The sequence below is a fragment of the Pedococcus sp. KACC 23699 genome (assembly GCF_045348425.1).
Classification (GTDB): domain Bacteria; phylum Actinomycetota; class Actinomycetes; order Actinomycetales; family Dermatophilaceae; genus Pedococcus.
This window is the reverse complement of the sequence record NZ_CP157483.1, coordinates 2,455,243-2,471,221: the sequence shown is the minus strand read 5'-3', so window position 1 is coordinate 2,471,221 and position 15,979 is coordinate 2,455,243. Positions and strand designations below refer to the sequence as shown.

Sequence of the window (15,979 nt, the reverse complement as noted above, 5' to 3'; positions counted from 1 at the left end):
ACGGACGGACGACGGCTTGCGGCGCAGACCGCACGCCGCCGGGTCCCGAGCCTGCCACCGATGGACGGTGACTCGCGAGTAATGCCCGATCCGGCCTGTCCGCGTCGGGTGGCCGCGACCCGACGGGGAGCTCCGAGGAGCCCCACACCTCGCCCCCTGCGGGCTCGGCTGAGCCCACCTAGGGTTGAGGACATGTCACGCGCCGCCTCCATCCTCTGGCTCCGCCGCGACCTGCGCCGGGGCGACCTCCCTGCGCTGGGTGCGGCAGCGGCGGCCGCCGACGGCGGCTCGGTGCTCGTGCTCTTCGTCCTCGACCCGGCGCTGTGGGACGGAGCCGGTCCCGTGCGCCGGGCGTGGCTCGCCGCGACCCTGGACGCAGCCCGCGAGGCGTACGACGGCCGGCTCTGCCTGCGGGCCGGCGACCCCGCGCAGGTCGTGCCCGCCGTGGTGGAGGAGGTCGGCGCGAGGTCCGTGCACGTCTCCCGGGAGACCACTCCGGCCGGGGTGCGCCGTGACCGCGCGGTCGCCGCAGCCCTCGCCGAGTCCGGGGTGGACTGGGTCGAGACCGGCACCCCGTATGCCGTCGGGCCGGGTTCGATCACCAACGGCAGCGGCGACCCCTACAAGGTCTTCACCCCGTTCAGCCGCGCCTGGCGCGACCACGGCTGGCCCGCACCGGCGACGGAGCCCGCCGACCTCACCCTTGCCCGGGTCGCCTCGGACGACGACGGCTGGAAGACCCTGCGCGGGGCCCAGTCCGTCGAGGGCCTGCCCGAGCTGCCGCCCGCCGGTGAGGAGGCCGCGCTCGCGCGGTGGCGCGAGTTCCTCGACGACGCGCTGACGGCATACAAGGACGACCGCGACCGGGCCGACCGTCCGGGGACCTCCCGGCTCTCCCCCTACCTCAAGATCGGTGCGGTGCACCCGCGCACCCTGCTCGCGGAGCTGAGCGGTCGCACGGGACAGGGCGCGCAGACGTTCGAGACCGAGCTGTGCTGGCGCGAGTTCTACGCCGACGTCCTGTGGCACAACCCGCGCTCCTCCTGGCACGACCTGCGCCCCGCGCTCTCCGGGATCACCTACGAGGACAACACCGACCTCGTCGAGGCGTGGAAGGAAGGGCGCACCGGCTACCCCGTCGTGGACGCGGCGATGCGCCAGCTGCTCACCGAGGGGTGGATGCACAACCGGATGCGGATGGTGACGGCGAGCTTCCTCACCAAGGACCTGCACGTGTGGTGGCCGGTCGGCGCGCGGCACTTCCTCGACCACCTCCTCGACGGCGACATCGCGTCCAACAACCACGGCTGGCAGTGGGTGGCCGGCACCGGCACCGACGCCTCCCCGTACTTCCGCGTCTTCAACCCCATCACGCAGGGGCAGCGCTTCGACCCCCAAGGCGACTACGTCCGCCGCTACGTCCCTGAGCTCGCCCACATCCCGGGCAAGGCAGTGCACGAGCCGTGGAAGCACGACGGGGGCTACGACCACGACTACCCGAAGCCGGTCGTCGACCACGCCGAGGAACGACGCGAGGCGCTGCGACGGTACGAGGCGGCTCGGGGCTCGGGAGGGGCGTCGTCGTGATCAACCCTGTGCACGAGGTGCGCTCCTTCGTCCGTGCTGCCCTCGTCACGCCGGTCCCTCGCGACCACACCGAGTCCGACGCCGCGTTCCGGCGCCGCCGCCTCGTCGCCGTCGTCACGCTGCTGGTCGGCACCGCGGTGCTCACGCTGGCCCTGCGCATCCCGCCGGGCGACCCTGCCTTCTACCTCGCGACCGTGGGGCTGGCCCTCGTCTGGACGATCGGCGCGTTCGTCTCCGGTCCGCTGCACCTCGGGCGGGCCCGGACCCGGTCGGGCGGCGACGCCCGGCCCATCGTGCAGTCCTTGGCGCTCGGGGCGCTGCTGCTCGCCATCTTCCTGCTCGGCGGGCTCGTCATCGCCCGCATCCCGCTCCTGCGCGACCCCGTGACCAACCTGCTCGACCACGCCCGCCTCGGCTCGCTGCCGGTCGTCGCCCTGATCACCGCGGTCAACGGCGTCTCCGAGGAGCTCTACTTCCGCGGCGCCCTCTACTCCGCCATCGGTCGACGGCACGCGGTGCTCGTCACCACCGTCGTCTACGCCCTGACCACCGTCGGGTCCGGCATCCCCCTGCTGGTCCTCGCGGCCGGTCTCCTCGGGCTGCTGACCGGCCTGCAGCGCCGGGTGACCGGTGGCATCCTCGGCCCGGTGATCACCCACCTCACGTGGTCGCTCGGGATGCTCTTCCTCCTGCCCACCGTCCTCTCCTCAGGAAGCTGAACCCATGCCTTCGCGGTCTGACTCCTCCCACGCCCCCCGCCGGGTGCTGGTCACCGGTGCCACCGGCTACGTGGGTGGGGCGCTCGTCCCCGTCCTGCTCGACCGCGGCTGGACCGTCCGGGTCCTGACCCGCAGCCGTCGAGGCCTCGAGGGCCGCGAATGGGCCGACCGGGTGGAGGTCGTCGAGGGCAACGCCACCTCGGCCGACGACTGCCGCAGGGCCCTCGCGGACGTCGACGTCGCCTACTACCTGCTGCACTCGATGGACGGCAAGGGCGACTTCATGGCCCGGGACCGCGAGATGGCGCACACCTTCTCCGACGCGGCGAAGGACCGCGGTGTGGAGCGAATCGTCTATCTCAGTGGGCTGCACCCGAAGGGTCGGCTGTCCGACCACCTCGCCTCGCGCGTCGAGGTCGGTGACATCTTCCTCGAGGGCCCGGTGCCCGCGACGGTGCTGCAGGCCGGCATCGTCCTGGGTGACGGCTCGGCGTCGTTCGACATGCTGCGCCACCTCACCGAGCGGCTGCCGGCCGTGGTCGCACCCCGCTGGTTGCGCAACCGGATCCAGCCGGTCGCCGTCGACGACGTCATGCACTACCTGGCCGGCTCGGCGCTGATGGGCCCCGAGGTCAACCGCACCTTCGACATCGGCGGCCCGGAGGTCCTGACCTACGCCGAGATGATGCAGCGCTACGCCGAGATCGTCGGCCTGGGTCGCCGCTTCATCACCACCGTCCCGGTCCTCACGCCCAAGCTCGCGGGCCTGTGGATCGACATCGTCACGCCCATCTCCCGCGGCATCGGGCGGCCCCTCATCGGCAGCCTGGTCCACGAGGCGGTCTGCGACGAGCAGGACATCCTCGACGTCACCGGGCCGCCGCCCGGTGGACGCACCGGCTTCGAGGACGCGATCCGCGCGGCCAACCGTGGCATCGACCCCTTCCGCTGGCGCCGTACCCTCGCCCGCACGAGCGCCGTGGTCGGGGCGGCTGCGGTCACCGGTTCGCTGCTCACCGACCCCGGGTCGCGCTGGTACCGCACGCTGGACCGCCCGTCGTGGGAGCCGCCGCCGGCGGCGTTCCCCGTCGTCTGGACCGGGCTCTACGCCGACGTCGCCCTGGTCAGCGCGGTCTCCTCGTCCTACCTCGCCGAGGCCGGTCGTGGGGACGAGGCCCGCGAGCTCGAGCAGGCGCTCGGGCTCAACATGGCGCTCAACGCCGCCTGGACCGGCCTGTTCTTCCGCGCCAAGCGACCGTGGCTGGCCACCGCCGAGTGCGCGGTGCTCACCCTGTCCTCGGCCGACCTCGCCCGTCGTGCCGGTGCCGCCGGCCGGGGCAAGGCCGTGGCGATCGGGGCGTATGCGGCGTGGTGCGGGTTCGCGACCGTGCTGTCCGGGACGATCGCGCACCGCAACCGCAGGCGCCGCGGCTTCCTGCGCTGAGGGAACCGCCACGCTCAGCGGTCGCGCGGCGGCATACGGTGGTTGCCTCGGGAGCAGGCACCTGCGAAACTATTACAGACCGTTCGGTCAGTAATTGACCGCGCCGACTCCCCCGTGCCACCGACCCGTGTCTTCAACTCGTGGAGGACCCATGACCGACACCGCCACCGACACCACAGGCGCCGACCCGCTGCAGGCGGGCTTCGACACGACCATCGGGCACGGCGACCGGATCGAGCCGCGCGACTGGATGCCCGACGGCTACCGGAAGACCCTGATCCGCCAGGTCGCCCAGCACGCGCACTCCGAGATCATCGGCATGCAGCCCGAGGGCGCCTGGATCGGCCGCGCCCCGTCGTTGCGGCGCAAGGCGATCCTGCTGGCCAAGGTGCAGGACGAGGCCGGCCACGGGCTCTACCTCTACTCCGCCTGCGAGACCCTCGGGGTCAGCCGCGGTGAGCTCACCGAGAAGCTCATCTCGGGCGCGCAGAAGTACTCCTCGATCTTCAACTACCCGACCCTGTCCTACGCCGACGTGGGCACCATCGGCTGGCTCGTCGACGGCGCCGCCATCTGCAACCAGGTGCCGCTGTGCCGCACGTCGTTCGGGCCGTACGGGCGCGCGATGATCCGCATCTGCAAGGAGGAGTCCTTCCACCAGCGGCAGGGCTACGAGCTGCTGATGACGATGATGCAGGGCACCGACGAGCAGCGGGCCATGGTGCAGGAGTCGGTCAACCGGTTCTGGTGGCCGGCGCTGATGATGTTCGGCCCGCCCGACGACGAGTCGCCCAACTCGGCGCAGTCGATGGCGTGGGGCATCAAGCGCAACAGCAACGACGACCTGCGCCAGCGGTTCGTCGACATGTCGATGCCACAGGCGGCCGCCCTGGGCGTGACCTTCCCCGACCCGGAGCTGCGCTGGAACGCCGAGCGCGGCCACCACGACTTCGGCCAGCCCGACTGGGACGAGTTCATGCAGGTGGTCAAGGGCAACGGCCCGTGCAACGCGCAGCGGATCGCCCACCGCCGCAAGGCCCACGAGGACGGAGCCTGGGTGCGTGAGGCTGCGACGGCGTATGCCGCGAAGCAGGCTTCGGTCGCGTCCGCCGCCGGGGGTGCCGCATGAGCACGCCGGAGAACGCAGCCACCCCCACCGGTGGCGTGAAGGCGGAGTGGCCGTTGTACGAGGTGTTCGTCCGCGGCAAGCGAGGTCTCAACCACGTGCACGTCGGCTCGCTGCACGCTGCCGACGACGACATGGCGCTGCGTCATGCCCGGGACGTCTACACACGGCGCAACGAGGGCGTGAGCATCTGGGTGGTGCAGTCCAAGGAGATCGCCGCGTCGAGCCCGGACGAGAAGGACCCGATGTTCGCGCCGAGCAACGACAAGGTCTACCGGCACCCGACGTTCTACGAGATCCCCGACAACGTCCCCCACATGTGAGGCCTGCGATGACCGACCACGTCGAGCCCGCCTCGCACCCCGCTGCCGAAGCCCCCTCGCACCCCGCTGCCGAGGCCCCCTCGCACCCCGCTCCCGACCCTGCCGACGCCCACGGGTCCGTCTACGACGGCCTGCTGGGCGGCGACCCGTCGCACTGGGCCTTCGGCACCGACTTCGAGGACCCTCTCGCCGGCGTCGACACGACCGTCCCCGACGGCGTCGACGCCCACGACCTCGGCACCTACTGCCTCATGCTCGCCGACGACGCGCTCATCGCCTCGCAGCGGCTCTCGCAGTGGACCAGCCGGGCACCGGACCTCGAGGAGGACATCGCACTGGCCAACATCGCGCTCGACCTCCTCGGCCAGGCCAGGCTGCTGCTCGCCCGCGCCGCGGCCGCCGATCCGTCGCTCGTGCCGGCACTCCCCGGAGGCTCGCCGGTCCCGCCCGAGGACGCGCTGGCGTTCTTCCGTGAGGCCGGGCAGTTCCGCAACGTGCGGCTCGTCGAGACCGACAACGGTGACTTCGCCGTGACCATCGTCAAGCTGCTGGTGTTCGCCACCGCCCGTCTGGCCCTGCTCGAGCGCCTCGCCTCCAGCCGCGACCACGTGCTGGCCGCCGTGGCTGCCAAGGGCGTCAAGGAGCTGACCTACACCCGCGACTACGCCGGCCGGTGGTTCCTCACCTTGGCCCAGGGCACGCAGGAGTCGCGTCGCCGGCTCGACGCCGCCCTCGCGCTGGTCTGGCCGTTCCAGGCCGAGCTGTTCGCGACGCACGAGGTCGAGGCCCGGGTGGCAGCCGCCGGTGTCGGCGTCGACCCGGCCAGCACCGCCGACGACGTCGCCGTGGTGCTGGCGCAGGTGTTCGCCGTCAGTGGTGTCGACCAGCCGACCGGAGGCGCGCTCGCCACGGTCCAGGGCCGGCAGGGACGCGATGGCCTCCACACCGAGGCGCTCAGCCTGCTGCTCGCCGAGATGCAGGTGGTGGCCCGCGCGCATCCCCTGGGGAAGTGGTGACCGTGGTGACGGTGGCTCCCTCAACCTCTCCCCGGGTCGATGTCAACACGCTCGGAAACCCGGGCGCGTTCACATCGACCGAGCAGGAGGGGGTGCGAGCTGCCCTGCGGGACAAGGCGATCGAGGTGGCGCGGACCGTCACCGACCCGGAGATGCCGATGCTGACCCTGGAGGACCTCGGTGTCCTGCGTGAGGTCGAGGTCGACCAGGACGGCCACGTCGTGGTCGCGATCACCCCGACCTACTCCGGCTGCCCCGCCATGGCCACGATGCGTGACGACCTCGTGCGGTCCCTGCAGGAGGCGGGTATGCCGGACGCCCGGGTGCGCGTCTCCCTCACCCCGGCGTGGTCGAGCGACTGGATCACCGAGCGCGGCCGCCAGGCCCTGGTCGACCACGGCCTGTCCGCCCCGGGACGGGTCCCCGCGCGCAGCGGTCCCGTGCCCCTGTCGCTCCTGCCGGCGCGTCGCGAGATCGCCTGTCCCCGTTGTGGATCGGCGCAGACCGAGCTGACCTCGGAGTTCGGCCCCACCGCCTGCAAGGCGCTCTACCGTTGCACCAGCTGCCTCGAGCCGTTCGAGCACGTCAAGGAGATCTGAGTTGACCTCGGCCGCCCCGTCGCTGCTGCTGAAGAAGCCCCGACGCCCCGCCCCCACGTTCCACACCCTGACGGTGCACAGCATCGAACAGCTGACCGACGACGCCGCCGCCGTGAGCTTCGACGTGCCGGAGGAGCTCGCCGACGCCTACGCGTTCGCCGCCGGCCAGTCGCTGACGCTGCGCCGCTTCATCGACGGCGTCGAGCACCGCCGCACCTACTCCATCTGCGCCGCGGTCGGCGACCGTCCCCGCGTCGGGGTGCGCGAGATCCCCGGCGGCCTGTTCTCCCAGTGGCTGCTGCACGAGCTCCGCGCGGGTGACGAGGTCGAGGTGCAGACCCCGCACGGCACGTTCCGCGCCGACCCCGCCGAGGGAGGCCGCCACCTGTGCATCGCAGCCGGCTCGGGCATCACGCCCATGCTGTCGATCGCCAGCACCGTCCTGGCCAACCCGGAGGCGGAGGTCGCCCTCCTCTACGGCAACCGCACCACCGGGTCGGTGATGTTCGCCGAGGAGCTCGCCGACCTGAAGAACCGCCACGGGTCCCGCTTCCAGCTCGTGCACGTCCTCTCCCGGGAACCACGCGACGTCGAGCTGTTCTCGGGTCGCCTCGACGCCGACCGGCTGCGTCGGCTGTTCGAGGTGCTCGTCCCCGTGCACGACGTCGACCACGTCTGGCTCTGCGGGCCGCTGGCCATGATCGAGTCGGCGCGCGAGGTCCTCAGCGAGCTCGACGTCCCGGCCGACAAGGTGCACTTCGAGCTGTTCTACGTCGACGAGCCCCCGCCCGAGCTGCACCGTGCCGACGCCGTCGTCGAGGGTGAGACGAGCGACGTCACCGTCATCCTCGACGGCCTCAGCTCCACCACGCCGATGCCTCGCAGCCAGTCGATCCTGGACTCCGCGCAGGCATCCCGCACCGACCTGCCGTTCGCCTGCAAGGGCGGCGTCTGCGGCACCTGCCGTGCGCTGGTCCGCGAGGGCGAGGTCGACATGCGCCGCAACTACGCCCTCGAGCAGCGCGAGGTCGAGGAGGGCTTCGTCCTCACCTGCCAGAGCCACCCCGTCAGCGACACCGTCACCGTCGACTTCGACGCCTGACCCGGCACACCGGCGACCCCGCGCGCCTGCGAGACGTCGCCGCTCAACGCGGCTTCGCGCCATACCGAAGCCCTCCGCCCTGAACCCACGAAGGAGCACCACCGTGACCGAGGCCTTCCTCCTCGACGGAGCCCGGACCCCGATCGGCCGGTATGCCGGCGGGCTGGCCACCGTGCGCCCCGACGACCTCGCGGCGCTCGTCGTCCGTGAGGCGGTCGAGCGCGCCGGCATCGACCCCGAGCTCGTCGACGAGGTCGTCCTCGGTGCCGCGAACCAGGCCGGCGAGGACAACCGCAACGTCGCGCGGATGGCGACCCTGCTCGCGGGACTGCCGCAGTCGGTGCCCGGGTTCACCGTCAACCGGTTGTGCGCCTCGGGCCTGACCGCTGTCGCGACCGCGCGGCAGATGGTCGCCTCGGGAGACGCCGACCTCGTCGTGGCCGGTGGGGTCGAGTCGATGACGCGCGCGCCGTGGGTGATGGAGAAGCCGGGCAAGGCGTTCGCCCGGCCGGGGGCGACGTTCGACACCTCGATCGGTTGGCGGTTCACCAACCCGCGCTTCGACGCCGACACCACGCTGTCGATGCCGCAGACCGCAGAGCGGGTCGCCGAGCGCTGGGGGCTGACCCGTGAGGAGCTCGACGAGTTCGCGCTGCGGTCGCACCAGCGGGCCGTCGCAGCGATCGAGGCGGGGCGGTTCGCCGACGAGATCGTGGCCGTGCCGGTGGGCGACGGTGAGTTCGCCGTCGACGAGGGGCCGCGCGCCCACACCTCGCTCGAGCGGCTCGCGAAGCTGCGCCCGGTCAACCACCCCGGCGGGCTCGTGACCGCAGGCAACTCCAGCTCCCTCAACGACGGGGCCGCCGCGGTCGTCGTCGCCAGCGAGGCGTTCGTCGCGCGCCACGGCCTGCAGCCGCGGGCTCGACTCGTCGCCTCGGCCAGCGCCGGGGTCGCGCCCGAGGTGATGGGCATCGGCCCGGTCCCGGCCACCCACAAGGCGCTCGACCGCGCCGGCTGGTCGGTCGGCGACCTCGACGCCGTCGAGCTCAACGAGGCGTTCGCCTCACAGTCGCTGGCGTGCATGCGCGACCTGGGTCTGGACGAGGAGATCGTCAACGCCGACGGCGGCGCCATCGCCCTCGGGCACCCGCTGGGGGCCTCGGGCACCCGCATACTGCTGACGCTCGTCGGCCGCCTGGAGCGGGCGCAGGCCCGCCGCGGCCTGGCCACCCTCTGCGTCGGCGTCGGCCAGGGCGCCGCCCTCCTGGTGGAGCGGGTCTGAGATGGGTGAGGAGCAGCCGGTGACCACGCCCACCCTCCCCTCGACGGTCGGCGTCTACGGCGGTGGCCGCATGGGCGCGGGCATCGCGCACGCGTTCCTGGTGTCGGGATCACGGGTCGTCGTCGTGGAGGGCGACGACGCCCTCGCCGAGGCTGCCCGCGGACGGGTGGTCACCAGCGTCGGGAAGGCAGCCGAGCGGGGCCTGCTCCCGGCGACCGTCGAGGAGGTGCTGACCGCACTCAGCGTCACCACGACCCCGGACGACCTCACCGGTTGCGGTCTCGTCGTCGAAGCGGTCCCGGAGGACACCGAGCTCAAGCTCGCAGTGCTGCGCCGGGCCGAGCAGGTGGCTCCGGACGCGGTGCTGGCCACCAACACCAGCTCGTTGTCGGTCAGCGCTCTCGCCGCCGGGCTCAAGGCCCCCGAGCGCTTCATCGGCCTGCACTTCTTCAACCCCGTCCCGGCCAGCGACCTCGTCGAGGTCGTCGTCGGTGAGCAGACCGCCCCGGCCCTCGTCGAGCAGGCCCGCGGGTGGGTCGACGCCCTGGGCAAGACGGGCATCACCGTGCAGGACTCCCCCGGGTTCGCCAGCAGCCGCCTCGGTGTCGCCATCGCGCTCGAGGCGATGCGGATGGTGCAGGAGGGCGTGGCCTCGGCCGCCGACATCGACACCGCCATGACGCTCGGCTACCGCCACCCCGTCGGCCCGTTGCGGACGACCGACATCGTCGGGCTGGACGTGCGGCTCGCCATCGCCGAGCACCTGACGCGTGAGCTGGGCCCGAGGTTCGAGCCGCCGCAGGTGCTGCGCGACAAGGTCGCCGCCGGCGAGCTGGGTCGCAAGACCGGCCGCGGCTTCTACGACTGGTGACGCCGACGAGGGGTGGCCAGGGAAGTGGGCGGCCTACGCGGTGGGCGGCCTGAGGGCCAGACCGTCGAAGGCGATCGTCGTGATGGCATCGGACAGCTGCTCGGCGTCGACCGCTCCCCCTGGGCGGTGCCACTCGACCAGTGAGTTGACCATGCCGAAGAGCAGCCGGCTCACGAGCGCCGGCGGGACGTCCGAGCGCAGCGAGCCCTCCTCGACGGCCTCGCGCACCAGCGCGGCGAACCTCGCGTCCAGGTCACGTCGCCGCCGCAGCGCGGCCACCTCCACCTCGCTGTTGCCCCGCACCCGCAGCAGGAGCGTCACCGCCGGCTGGTGGTCGACCAGCACCGCGACACTGAGCCGCACAGCCCGCCTCAGCCGGTCGTATGCCGTGGCGCCGGCGACCTCGCGGCTCGCCTGGTCGAGCACCTCGGTCAGCCCGTCGAGGGCCTCGTCGAGGGCCTGCGACAACAGGTGGGTCTTGCTCGGGACGTGGTGGTAGATGGCGGACTTGCTGAACCCCAGCTCGCGGGCGAGGTCACCCATGCTCGTGCCGTCGTAGCCCTGCTCGTTGAAGAGCTCGATGGCCCGGCGCAACACGGTCTCCTGGTCGTACCCGGGCCGCCCCCGTCGAGGCACACCAGCCGCTGCGTCAGTCACGCGGCCACACTCTCACAGGCGGCTCGCCACCCGAGGCCGGTGCCACCGCTCAGCCCAGGACCCGGTCGAGGAACGCTCCGCCGAACTTGCGTTCCGGGTCGCGCGACTCGCGCAGCCGCCGGAAGTCGTCCCACCTCGGGTACAGCGGTGCCAGCTCGGTGGCAGCGGCGACGAAGCACTTGCCCCAGTGCGGGCGACCACCCAGCGGCAGCAGGAGGGCCTCGATGTGCGGCAGGACGGCATACACGGCCGGCTCGTCGAGCTCCCACGTGAAGTGGATCCCGACCACGTCCTCGTCGTGGGAACCGCTGAGCCACAACGGGTCCGCTGCAACCGTGCGGATCTCGGCGTTCTGCAGGACCGGTGCGAACACGGGCTGGAGCCGCCGCAGCACGGCGAGCGCCTCGATCGCGTGCCGTCGCGGCAGGAGGTACTCGCTCTGCAGCTCCGCACCGCGACTCGGGGTGAACTCGAGCCGGAAGTGCGGAAGCCGTTCGAGCCAGGGACCCGGGGTGCCGGACTGGTCCGTCACCGACTCGGCCGGTGCGCCGTCGAGCATGTGCAGGACCCGGGTGGCCCGCGGGGCGCCGAAGAAGTCGGACGGCGACTCGGCACCGCGGCTCTTGCACCAGACCTGCCGGACCCCGGTGTCGTCGAACCGCGTGAAGAGGCTCACGCTGTCGGCGGCACCGGTGATCGCGTCGAGGTGGGACTCCACGACCGACCACGGCAGCCCGGTGAAGACGTCCTGGCGGACGGCGTAGGTCGGCTCGACGTCGAGCGTCACGCGGGTGACGATCCCCAGGGCACCCAAGGCCACCACGCTCCCGTCGAACCCCTCGGCTCCCCGCTGCAGACGGACGAGCCACCCGTCGGCGCCCACCATCTCGAGCCCGGCGACGGCAGCCGACAACGACCCGGTGCCATCACCCGACCCGTGCGTGCCCGTGGCGACGGCTCCCGCAACGCTGATGTGCGGGAGCGAGGCGAGGGACGCGAGCGCCCACCCCTGCCGCTCGAGCTCGGCGGCGACCAACCCGTATGACGCCCCGCCCGGAACCGTCGCGGTCCTGGCCCGTGCGTCGACCTCGACCGCGCCCGACCCTGCCGGGTCCGAGCATGCCGGGTCCGCGAGGTCGGCGACGGAGACCAGGACGCCGTCGGTGTCGGCCAGCGCGGTGAAGGAGTGCCGGGAGCCCAGCGCCCGGACGTGGTCGGCCCCGGCCACGAGCTCCTGAAGCTCCGGCACCGAACGCGGACGGGCAAGGCGCAGCGCGCCATACGTGTGGTTGCCGGCCCAGTTGCGTTCGAGCATGAGGCCAGTCTGCACATCGACCCTCGGGACGCGACCTGTTCGCCGATGCACCAGACTCGAGCCATGACGGTCTTCTCGGCTTCCAAGCGCTCCACGGCCGTGGTGCCGTTCACCCGCGACGCCGTGTGGTCCGTCCTCAGCGACGCCGGCCTCGTCGCGAAGCTGACACCGATGGTGCGGTCGATCGAGGACCACGGCGGCACGTGGCTGTGGAAGCTCGCGCCCATCGAGGTGCTCGGCAAGAGCATCGGCTTGTCCTTCACCGAGCGGATGGACCTGCGGCCGCAGGAGCGGATCGAGTTCACCCACACACCGGCGGGCGACGAGCGCGCCGGCGTCGAGGGCACCTACACCTTGTCCGACAAGAGCAGCGGCACCCACCTCGCCATCGACCTCGGCGTGCACGTCGACCTGCCGTTCCCGAAGATCGCCAAGCCGGCGGTGCAGACCACCATGCAGGGAGTCATCGCGGCCATGGGTGCCGGCTTCGCCCACAACCTCGACCGCCACCTGAAGTCGCGACGCTGACCGCGACCGACCGACCGACCGCGACCCTCAGCCCGGTGGAGGCGGTCCGAGGAGCAGCCCGCGCCACCCGCCCAGCCGTCGGTGCACCGGCCGGCCGTCGGTGCGAGAGACCTGACCGCCGGCCCAGTCGGCGTCGGAGTGCAACGGTCCCATGACGTCGCGGCGCACGTCGGGCACCCCGGCGCCGGGCACGTGCAGCGCCCGCTCGAGGGCCTGTCCCACCGAGATCAGCCGGTGCCCGGTCGGCAGCAGGTCACGGCGGAAGTCGTCCTCCCGGCAGACCATGTCGTGGTGCAGGCTCTCGACCAGCGTCTGCACCGTCGACGGTGGTGCAGCGGTCAGGACCGGCGCCAGCCGTGCGACCAGCGCGGTCGGCAGCAACGGCACGCTGACCTGGACCCGGGTGAGGCCGGCGAGCTTCGCGTAGCGGCGTAGCAACGCGGCATACGCCAAGGGCTCGCCGCTGCCCACGTCGTAGGCCCGGCTGGACGCGGGTGCGTCCAGGGCGCCCACGAGGGCCGCCACGACGTCGGTGACGGCGATCGGCTCGACGCGGCTGGTGCGCATCCACGTGGGCAGCACCTGCACCGGAAGGCGTTCGCTGATCTGGCGCATCACCTCGAACGACGTCGAGCCGCTGCCGACGACCATCGCGGCGCGCAGGGCGACGGTCGGCACCCCCGAGTCGGTGAGGACGCCCTCGACCTCGAGGCGCGAGCGCAGGTGCGGCGAGAGGTCGCCGTCGGGCAGGTCAGGGACCAGGCCGCCGAGGTAGACGATCCGTTCGATCCCGGCGCGGACGGCGGCGTGGGCGGCGTTGTAGGCACCCTCACGGTCGGTGGTGGCGAAGTCGTCGCCACCGAGGCCGTGGATCAGGTAGTAGAGGGCCTGCGCGTCGGCGAAAGCAGCCCGCGCGGAGGCCCGGTCGAGGACGTCCATCTCCACGACACGAACCTGATCCGCCCACCAGAAGCGCTGCGCCGACGCGGCGCGGGTGAACGTCGCGGTGACGTCGTGCCCCGCCGCCAGCAGCGCCGGCACGAGACGACTGCCGATGTAACCGCCCGCTCCGGTGACGACGACGCGCACGAACACCTCCAGACCGGTCGGCACCGACGGCACCGCACTCCTGCGAACCTACCGCCGCGGAGAGTGGTCGGCCTCCCGGGGTGGGGGGAGGGTCAGGAGGTGCGGATGCCTGCGAGGACGATGCTCACGACCCGCTGCTGCTGCGCGGGCTCGAGCTCGCCCATCATGGTGCAGCCGCCCACGAGGCGGAGCAGGTCTGAGGGCTCGACGTCCTTGCGGGCCAGGCCCGCCCTTTGCGCGTTGGAGAGCACGGCCGTCGCCGCGTCGTTGACCGCCTGGCGCGAGTGGGTGAGCATCTCGGAGTCGCGGCCGACGGCGTCGACCAGCTCCTGGAACAGCGCCCGCTTGGTCGCGGCGTAGTCGAGCAGCACCCAGACCCACTGCTCGAGAGCGGCCCACGGCTCCTGCGTCTCGACGAGCCGCTCGGTCTGCTGGCCCAAGGCGTCGACGTCCTCGCGGTAGACCGCTTCGAGCAGCGACAACCGGGTGGGAAAGCGGCGGTAGAGCGTGCCGATGCCGACCCCCGCGCGGCGGGCGATCTCCTCGAGCGAGGCCTCGGTGCCGGACTCGCGCAGCACCTCACGGGCGGCGAGGACCAGCCGCTCGTGGTTGCGCTGCGCGTCGGCGCGCATCGGCCGCTCGGCGTTGGACCGCTCGGCCTCGACCTGGCCGGTGGCGGGCGTCGGGACCACCTGGGTTACCTCCATCGACACGATGACACTTGCAAAGCGGAGGCCGCCTCCGTATTGTCATATGCGGAGGGTCCTTCCACTTATCCACCTACTGTACTCGAAGGAGCAAGGCCTCGTGTCTGCCCAGACCATCGCCGCTCCGGCGGCCACCCCCGCGTCGTCCGCCTCGCGCGGGCCGCGCCTGCGCGTCTCCCCCGCCGTCGTCCTCGGCGTCATCCTCACCGCCCAGCTCATGGTCGTGCTCGACGCGACCATCGTGAACGTCGCCCTGCCCCGGATGCAGACGGCGTTGCACTTCACCCCGACCGGTCTGTCGTGGGTGCTGTCCGCCTACACGCTCGCCTTCGGTGGGCTCCTGCTGTTCGGCGCCCGCGCCGGCGACCTCTTCGGTCGGCGCCGGGTCTTCCTCACCGGTATGGCGCTGTTCGCGGCAGCCTCGTTCGCCGGCGGGTTCGCCACGACCTCGACCTGGCTGGTCGCCTCCCGCGCGGCCCAGGGCGTCGGCGCCGCTCTCGCCGCACCCGCCGTCCTCGCCCTGCTCATGTCGACCTTCCCCGACGCCCGCGAGCGCACCCGCGCCCTGGGCCTGTTCACCGGTGTCTCCATCGGTGGTGCCGCGATCGGTCTCATCGCGGGCGGCCTGCTCACGCAGTGGTTCTCGTGGCGCTGGGTGATGTTCGTCAACGTCCCGATCGGCCTCGCGGTCATCGCCGCCGCCCTGCTCGTGGTGCCCGAGACCCCGCGGTCGACCGGGCGGATCGACGTCGCAGGCGCCCTGAGCTCGAGCCTGGGCATGACGGCCCTGGTCTACGGGTTCGTCCGCGCCGCGGAGGCCGGCTGGAGCGATGCCGAGACGATCGCATCGTTCGTCTCCGCCGTGGTGCTGCTCGCGCTGTTCGTCGTCGTCGAACGACGGGCCCAGCACCCGATCGTGCCGCTGGAGCTGTTCTCCAACCGCACGCGCGCGGGCTCCTACGTGGGCCGGTTGCTGCTCGTGGCCGGGATCATGGGGACGTTCTTCTTCACCACGTTGTTCCTGCAGGACGTGCTCCACTACAGCCCGCTGCAGACAGGCTTGGGCTTCCTGCCCCTGACCGCGGCGCTGTTCCTCGCCTCGCAGCTGAGCGCCCGACGGTTCGTCGAGCAGTTCGGTCCGCGTCGCGTCATGGTCGTGGGGACGCTCCTGTCGACGACAGCCCTGGCCCTGCTCAGCCGGATGTCCGAGACGAGCAGCTACTGGGCGATCCTCGTGCCGCTCGTCCTGCTCGGGCTCGGCAACGGCACGGCGTTCGTGCCCCTGACCGGTGCCTCCCTGCACGAGGTGGAGCCGCAGCACGCGGGTGCCGCCTCCGGGCTGGTCAACGTCACCCAGCAGGTCGGCGGGTCGCTGGGCCTGGCCCTGCTCGTCACCGTGTTCGGCAGTGCCACCCGGCACGCCGCCAGCGAGCCGTCGCACGGCCGTTCTGCCGTGGAGCAGTCCCAGCACGTCTTCGTCGCCGGGGCGTCGACCGCCCTGACCGTCGCCGCCGGGCTGCTGCTGCTCACCGTCGTCGTCGTGTCACAGCTGCACCGCACCCCGCGGGCCGACCGGGCCGTCACGGCGCCCGCCGCGTAGGGCCTGCAACCCGC

At 72.3% G+C, this 15,979-nt stretch carries 16 protein-coding genes; 12 read left to right on the top strand and 4 right to left on the bottom strand.

Features of this window, described 5'->3' with window-relative positions; genetic code table 11:
- The first annotated feature begins 192 nt into the window (after positions 1 to 192).
- The 10 genes from ABEG17_RS11655 to ABEG17_RS11610 all read left to right on the top strand — a co-directional run bounded on the left by ABEG17_RS11655 (position 193) and on the right by ABEG17_RS11610 (position 10,069).
- Entirely contained in the window at positions 193 to 1,587 is a 1,395-nt protein-coding gene (locus ABEG17_RS11655) for a cryptochrome/photolyase family protein (protein WP_406829648.1), read from the top strand.
- The gene (locus ABEG17_RS11650) at positions 1,584 to 2,306 is read left to right on the top strand and encodes a CPBP family intramembrane glutamic endopeptidase (RefSeq protein WP_406829647.1); all 723 of its coding nucleotides are present in this window, start codon (positions 1,584 to 1,586) and stop codon (positions 2,304 to 2,306) included. Before ABEG17_RS11655 ends, ABEG17_RS11650 begins: the two co-directional genes overlap by 4 nt.
- A 4-nt stretch (positions 2,307 to 2,310) precedes the next feature.
- On the top strand, positions 2,311 to 3,750 hold the full coding sequence (locus ABEG17_RS11645; RefSeq protein WP_406829646.1) for a tryptophan-rich sensory protein: 1,440 nt from the start codon (positions 2,311 to 2,313) through the stop codon (positions 3,748 to 3,750).
- Between the two features lie 151 nt (positions 3,751 to 3,901).
- Positions 3,902 to 4,879, top strand: a complete 978-nt coding sequence (gene paaA, locus ABEG17_RS11640) for a 1,2-phenylacetyl-CoA epoxidase subunit PaaA (RefSeq protein ID WP_406829645.1) — start codon at positions 3,902 to 3,904, stop codon at positions 4,877 to 4,879.
- Complete coding sequence (gene paaB / locus ABEG17_RS11635; protein WP_406829644.1) at positions 4,876 to 5,199, top strand: 1,2-phenylacetyl-CoA epoxidase subunit PaaB; 324 nt, start codon at positions 4,876 to 4,878, stop codon at positions 5,197 to 5,199. Before paaA ends, paaB begins: the two co-directional genes overlap by 4 nt.
- A gap of 8 nt (positions 5,200 to 5,207) precedes the next feature.
- On the top strand, positions 5,208 to 6,215 hold the full coding sequence (gene paaC / locus ABEG17_RS11630; protein ID WP_406829643.1) for a 1,2-phenylacetyl-CoA epoxidase subunit PaaC: 1,008 nt from the start codon (positions 5,208 to 5,210) through the stop codon (positions 6,213 to 6,215).
- An 11-nt stretch (positions 6,216 to 6,226) separates the two neighbouring features.
- A complete protein-coding gene (gene paaD, locus ABEG17_RS11625; RefSeq protein WP_406829641.1) occupies positions 6,227 to 6,814 on the top strand; it encodes a 1,2-phenylacetyl-CoA epoxidase subunit PaaD in 588 nt (195 codons plus the stop codon).
- A 1-nt stretch (position 6,815) separates the two neighbouring features.
- Positions 6,816 to 7,916, top strand: a complete 1,101-nt coding sequence (gene paaE, locus ABEG17_RS11620; protein ID WP_406829640.1) for a 1,2-phenylacetyl-CoA epoxidase subunit PaaE — start codon at positions 6,816 to 6,818, stop codon at positions 7,914 to 7,916.
- 103 nt (positions 7,917 to 8,019) lie between these two features.
- Positions 8,020 to 9,198: a thiolase family protein gene (locus tag ABEG17_RS11615; protein ID WP_406829639.1), complete on the top strand. Its 1,179-nt coding sequence runs from the start codon at positions 8,020 to 8,022 to the stop codon at positions 9,196 to 9,198.
- Position 9,199: 1 nt separating this feature from the next.
- Positions 9,200 to 10,069, top strand: a complete 870-nt coding sequence (locus ABEG17_RS11610; RefSeq protein WP_406829638.1) for a 3-hydroxyacyl-CoA dehydrogenase family protein — start codon at positions 9,200 to 9,202, stop codon at positions 10,067 to 10,069.
- Between the two features lie 33 nt (positions 10,070 to 10,102).
- On the opposite strand, the gene ABEG17_RS11605 is transcribed toward ABEG17_RS11610, so the two are convergent.
- On the bottom strand, positions 10,103 to 10,726 hold the full coding sequence (locus tag ABEG17_RS11605) for a TetR/AcrR family transcriptional regulator (protein WP_406829637.1): 624 nt from the start codon (positions 10,724 to 10,726) through the stop codon (positions 10,103 to 10,105).
- 49 nt (positions 10,727 to 10,775) lie between these two features.
- Positions 10,776 to 12,041, bottom strand: coding sequence for a D-arabinono-1,4-lactone oxidase (locus tag ABEG17_RS11600; protein WP_406829636.1), 1,266 nt, complete (start codon positions 12,039 to 12,041; stop codon positions 10,776 to 10,778).
- A 63-nt stretch (positions 12,042 to 12,104) separates the two neighbouring features.
- Here ABEG17_RS11600 and ABEG17_RS11595 point away from each other — a divergent pair, with 63 nt between their 5' ends.
- A complete protein-coding gene (locus ABEG17_RS11595) occupies positions 12,105 to 12,569 on the top strand; it encodes a hypothetical protein (protein ID WP_406829635.1) in 465 nt (154 codons plus the stop codon).
- Positions 12,570 to 12,596: 27 nt separating this feature from the next.
- Here the strand turns inward: ABEG17_RS11595 and ABEG17_RS11590 are convergent, their stop codons facing one another.
- Together ABEG17_RS11590 and ABEG17_RS11585 are read right to left on the bottom strand one after the other, a co-directional pair.
- A complete protein-coding gene (locus tag ABEG17_RS11590; RefSeq protein WP_406829634.1) occupies positions 12,597 to 13,682 on the bottom strand; it encodes an NAD(P)H-binding protein in 1,086 nt (361 codons plus the stop codon).
- Positions 13,683 to 13,750: 68 nt separating this feature from the next.
- Positions 13,751 to 14,365 carry a TetR/AcrR family transcriptional regulator gene (locus tag ABEG17_RS11585; protein ID WP_406829633.1) on the bottom strand — a complete coding sequence of 205 codons (615 nt, stop codon included), beginning with the start codon at positions 14,363 to 14,365 and terminating at the stop codon, positions 13,751 to 13,753.
- Between the two features lie 100 nt (positions 14,366 to 14,465).
- On the opposite strand from ABEG17_RS11585, the gene ABEG17_RS11580 reads away from it, so the two are divergent.
- On the top strand, positions 14,466 to 15,965 hold the full coding sequence (locus tag ABEG17_RS11580; RefSeq protein WP_406829632.1) for an MFS transporter: 1,500 nt from the start codon (positions 14,466 to 14,468) through the stop codon (positions 15,963 to 15,965).
- Positions 15,966 to 15,979 lie beyond the last annotated feature (14 nt).

What these genes read in the sequence shown, in the direction of transcription:
- paaA (WP_406829645.1), top strand. Translation starts at nt 3,902, where the DNA reads ATGACCGACACCGCCACCGACACCACAGGCGCCGACCCGCTGCAGGCG.
- ABEG17_RS11600 (WP_406829636.1), bottom strand. Translation starts at nt 12,041, where the DNA reads ATGCTCGAACGCAACTGGGCCGGCAACCACACGTATGGCGCGCTGCGC.
- paaC (WP_406829643.1), top strand. Translation starts at nt 5,208, where the DNA reads ATGACCGACCACGTCGAGCCCGCCTCGCACCCCGCTGCCGAAGCCCCC.
- ABEG17_RS11645 (WP_406829646.1), top strand. Translation starts at nt 2,311, where the DNA reads ATGCCTTCGCGGTCTGACTCCTCCCACGCCCCCCGCCGGGTGCTGGTC.
- ABEG17_RS11585 (WP_406829633.1), bottom strand. Translation starts at nt 14,365, where the DNA reads ATGGAGGTAACCCAGGTGGTCCCGACGCCCGCCACCGGCCAGGTCGAG.
- paaB (WP_406829644.1), top strand. Translation starts at nt 4,876, where the DNA reads ATGAGCACGCCGGAGAACGCAGCCACCCCCACCGGTGGCGTGAAGGCG.
- ABEG17_RS11610 (WP_406829638.1), top strand. Translation starts at nt 9,200, where the DNA reads ATGGGTGAGGAGCAGCCGGTGACCACGCCCACCCTCCCCTCGACGGTC.
- ABEG17_RS11655 (WP_406829648.1), top strand. Translation starts at nt 193, where the DNA reads ATGTCACGCGCCGCCTCCATCCTCTGGCTCCGCCGCGACCTGCGCCGG.
- ABEG17_RS11595 (WP_406829635.1), top strand. Translation starts at nt 12,105, where the DNA reads ATGACGGTCTTCTCGGCTTCCAAGCGCTCCACGGCCGTGGTGCCGTTC.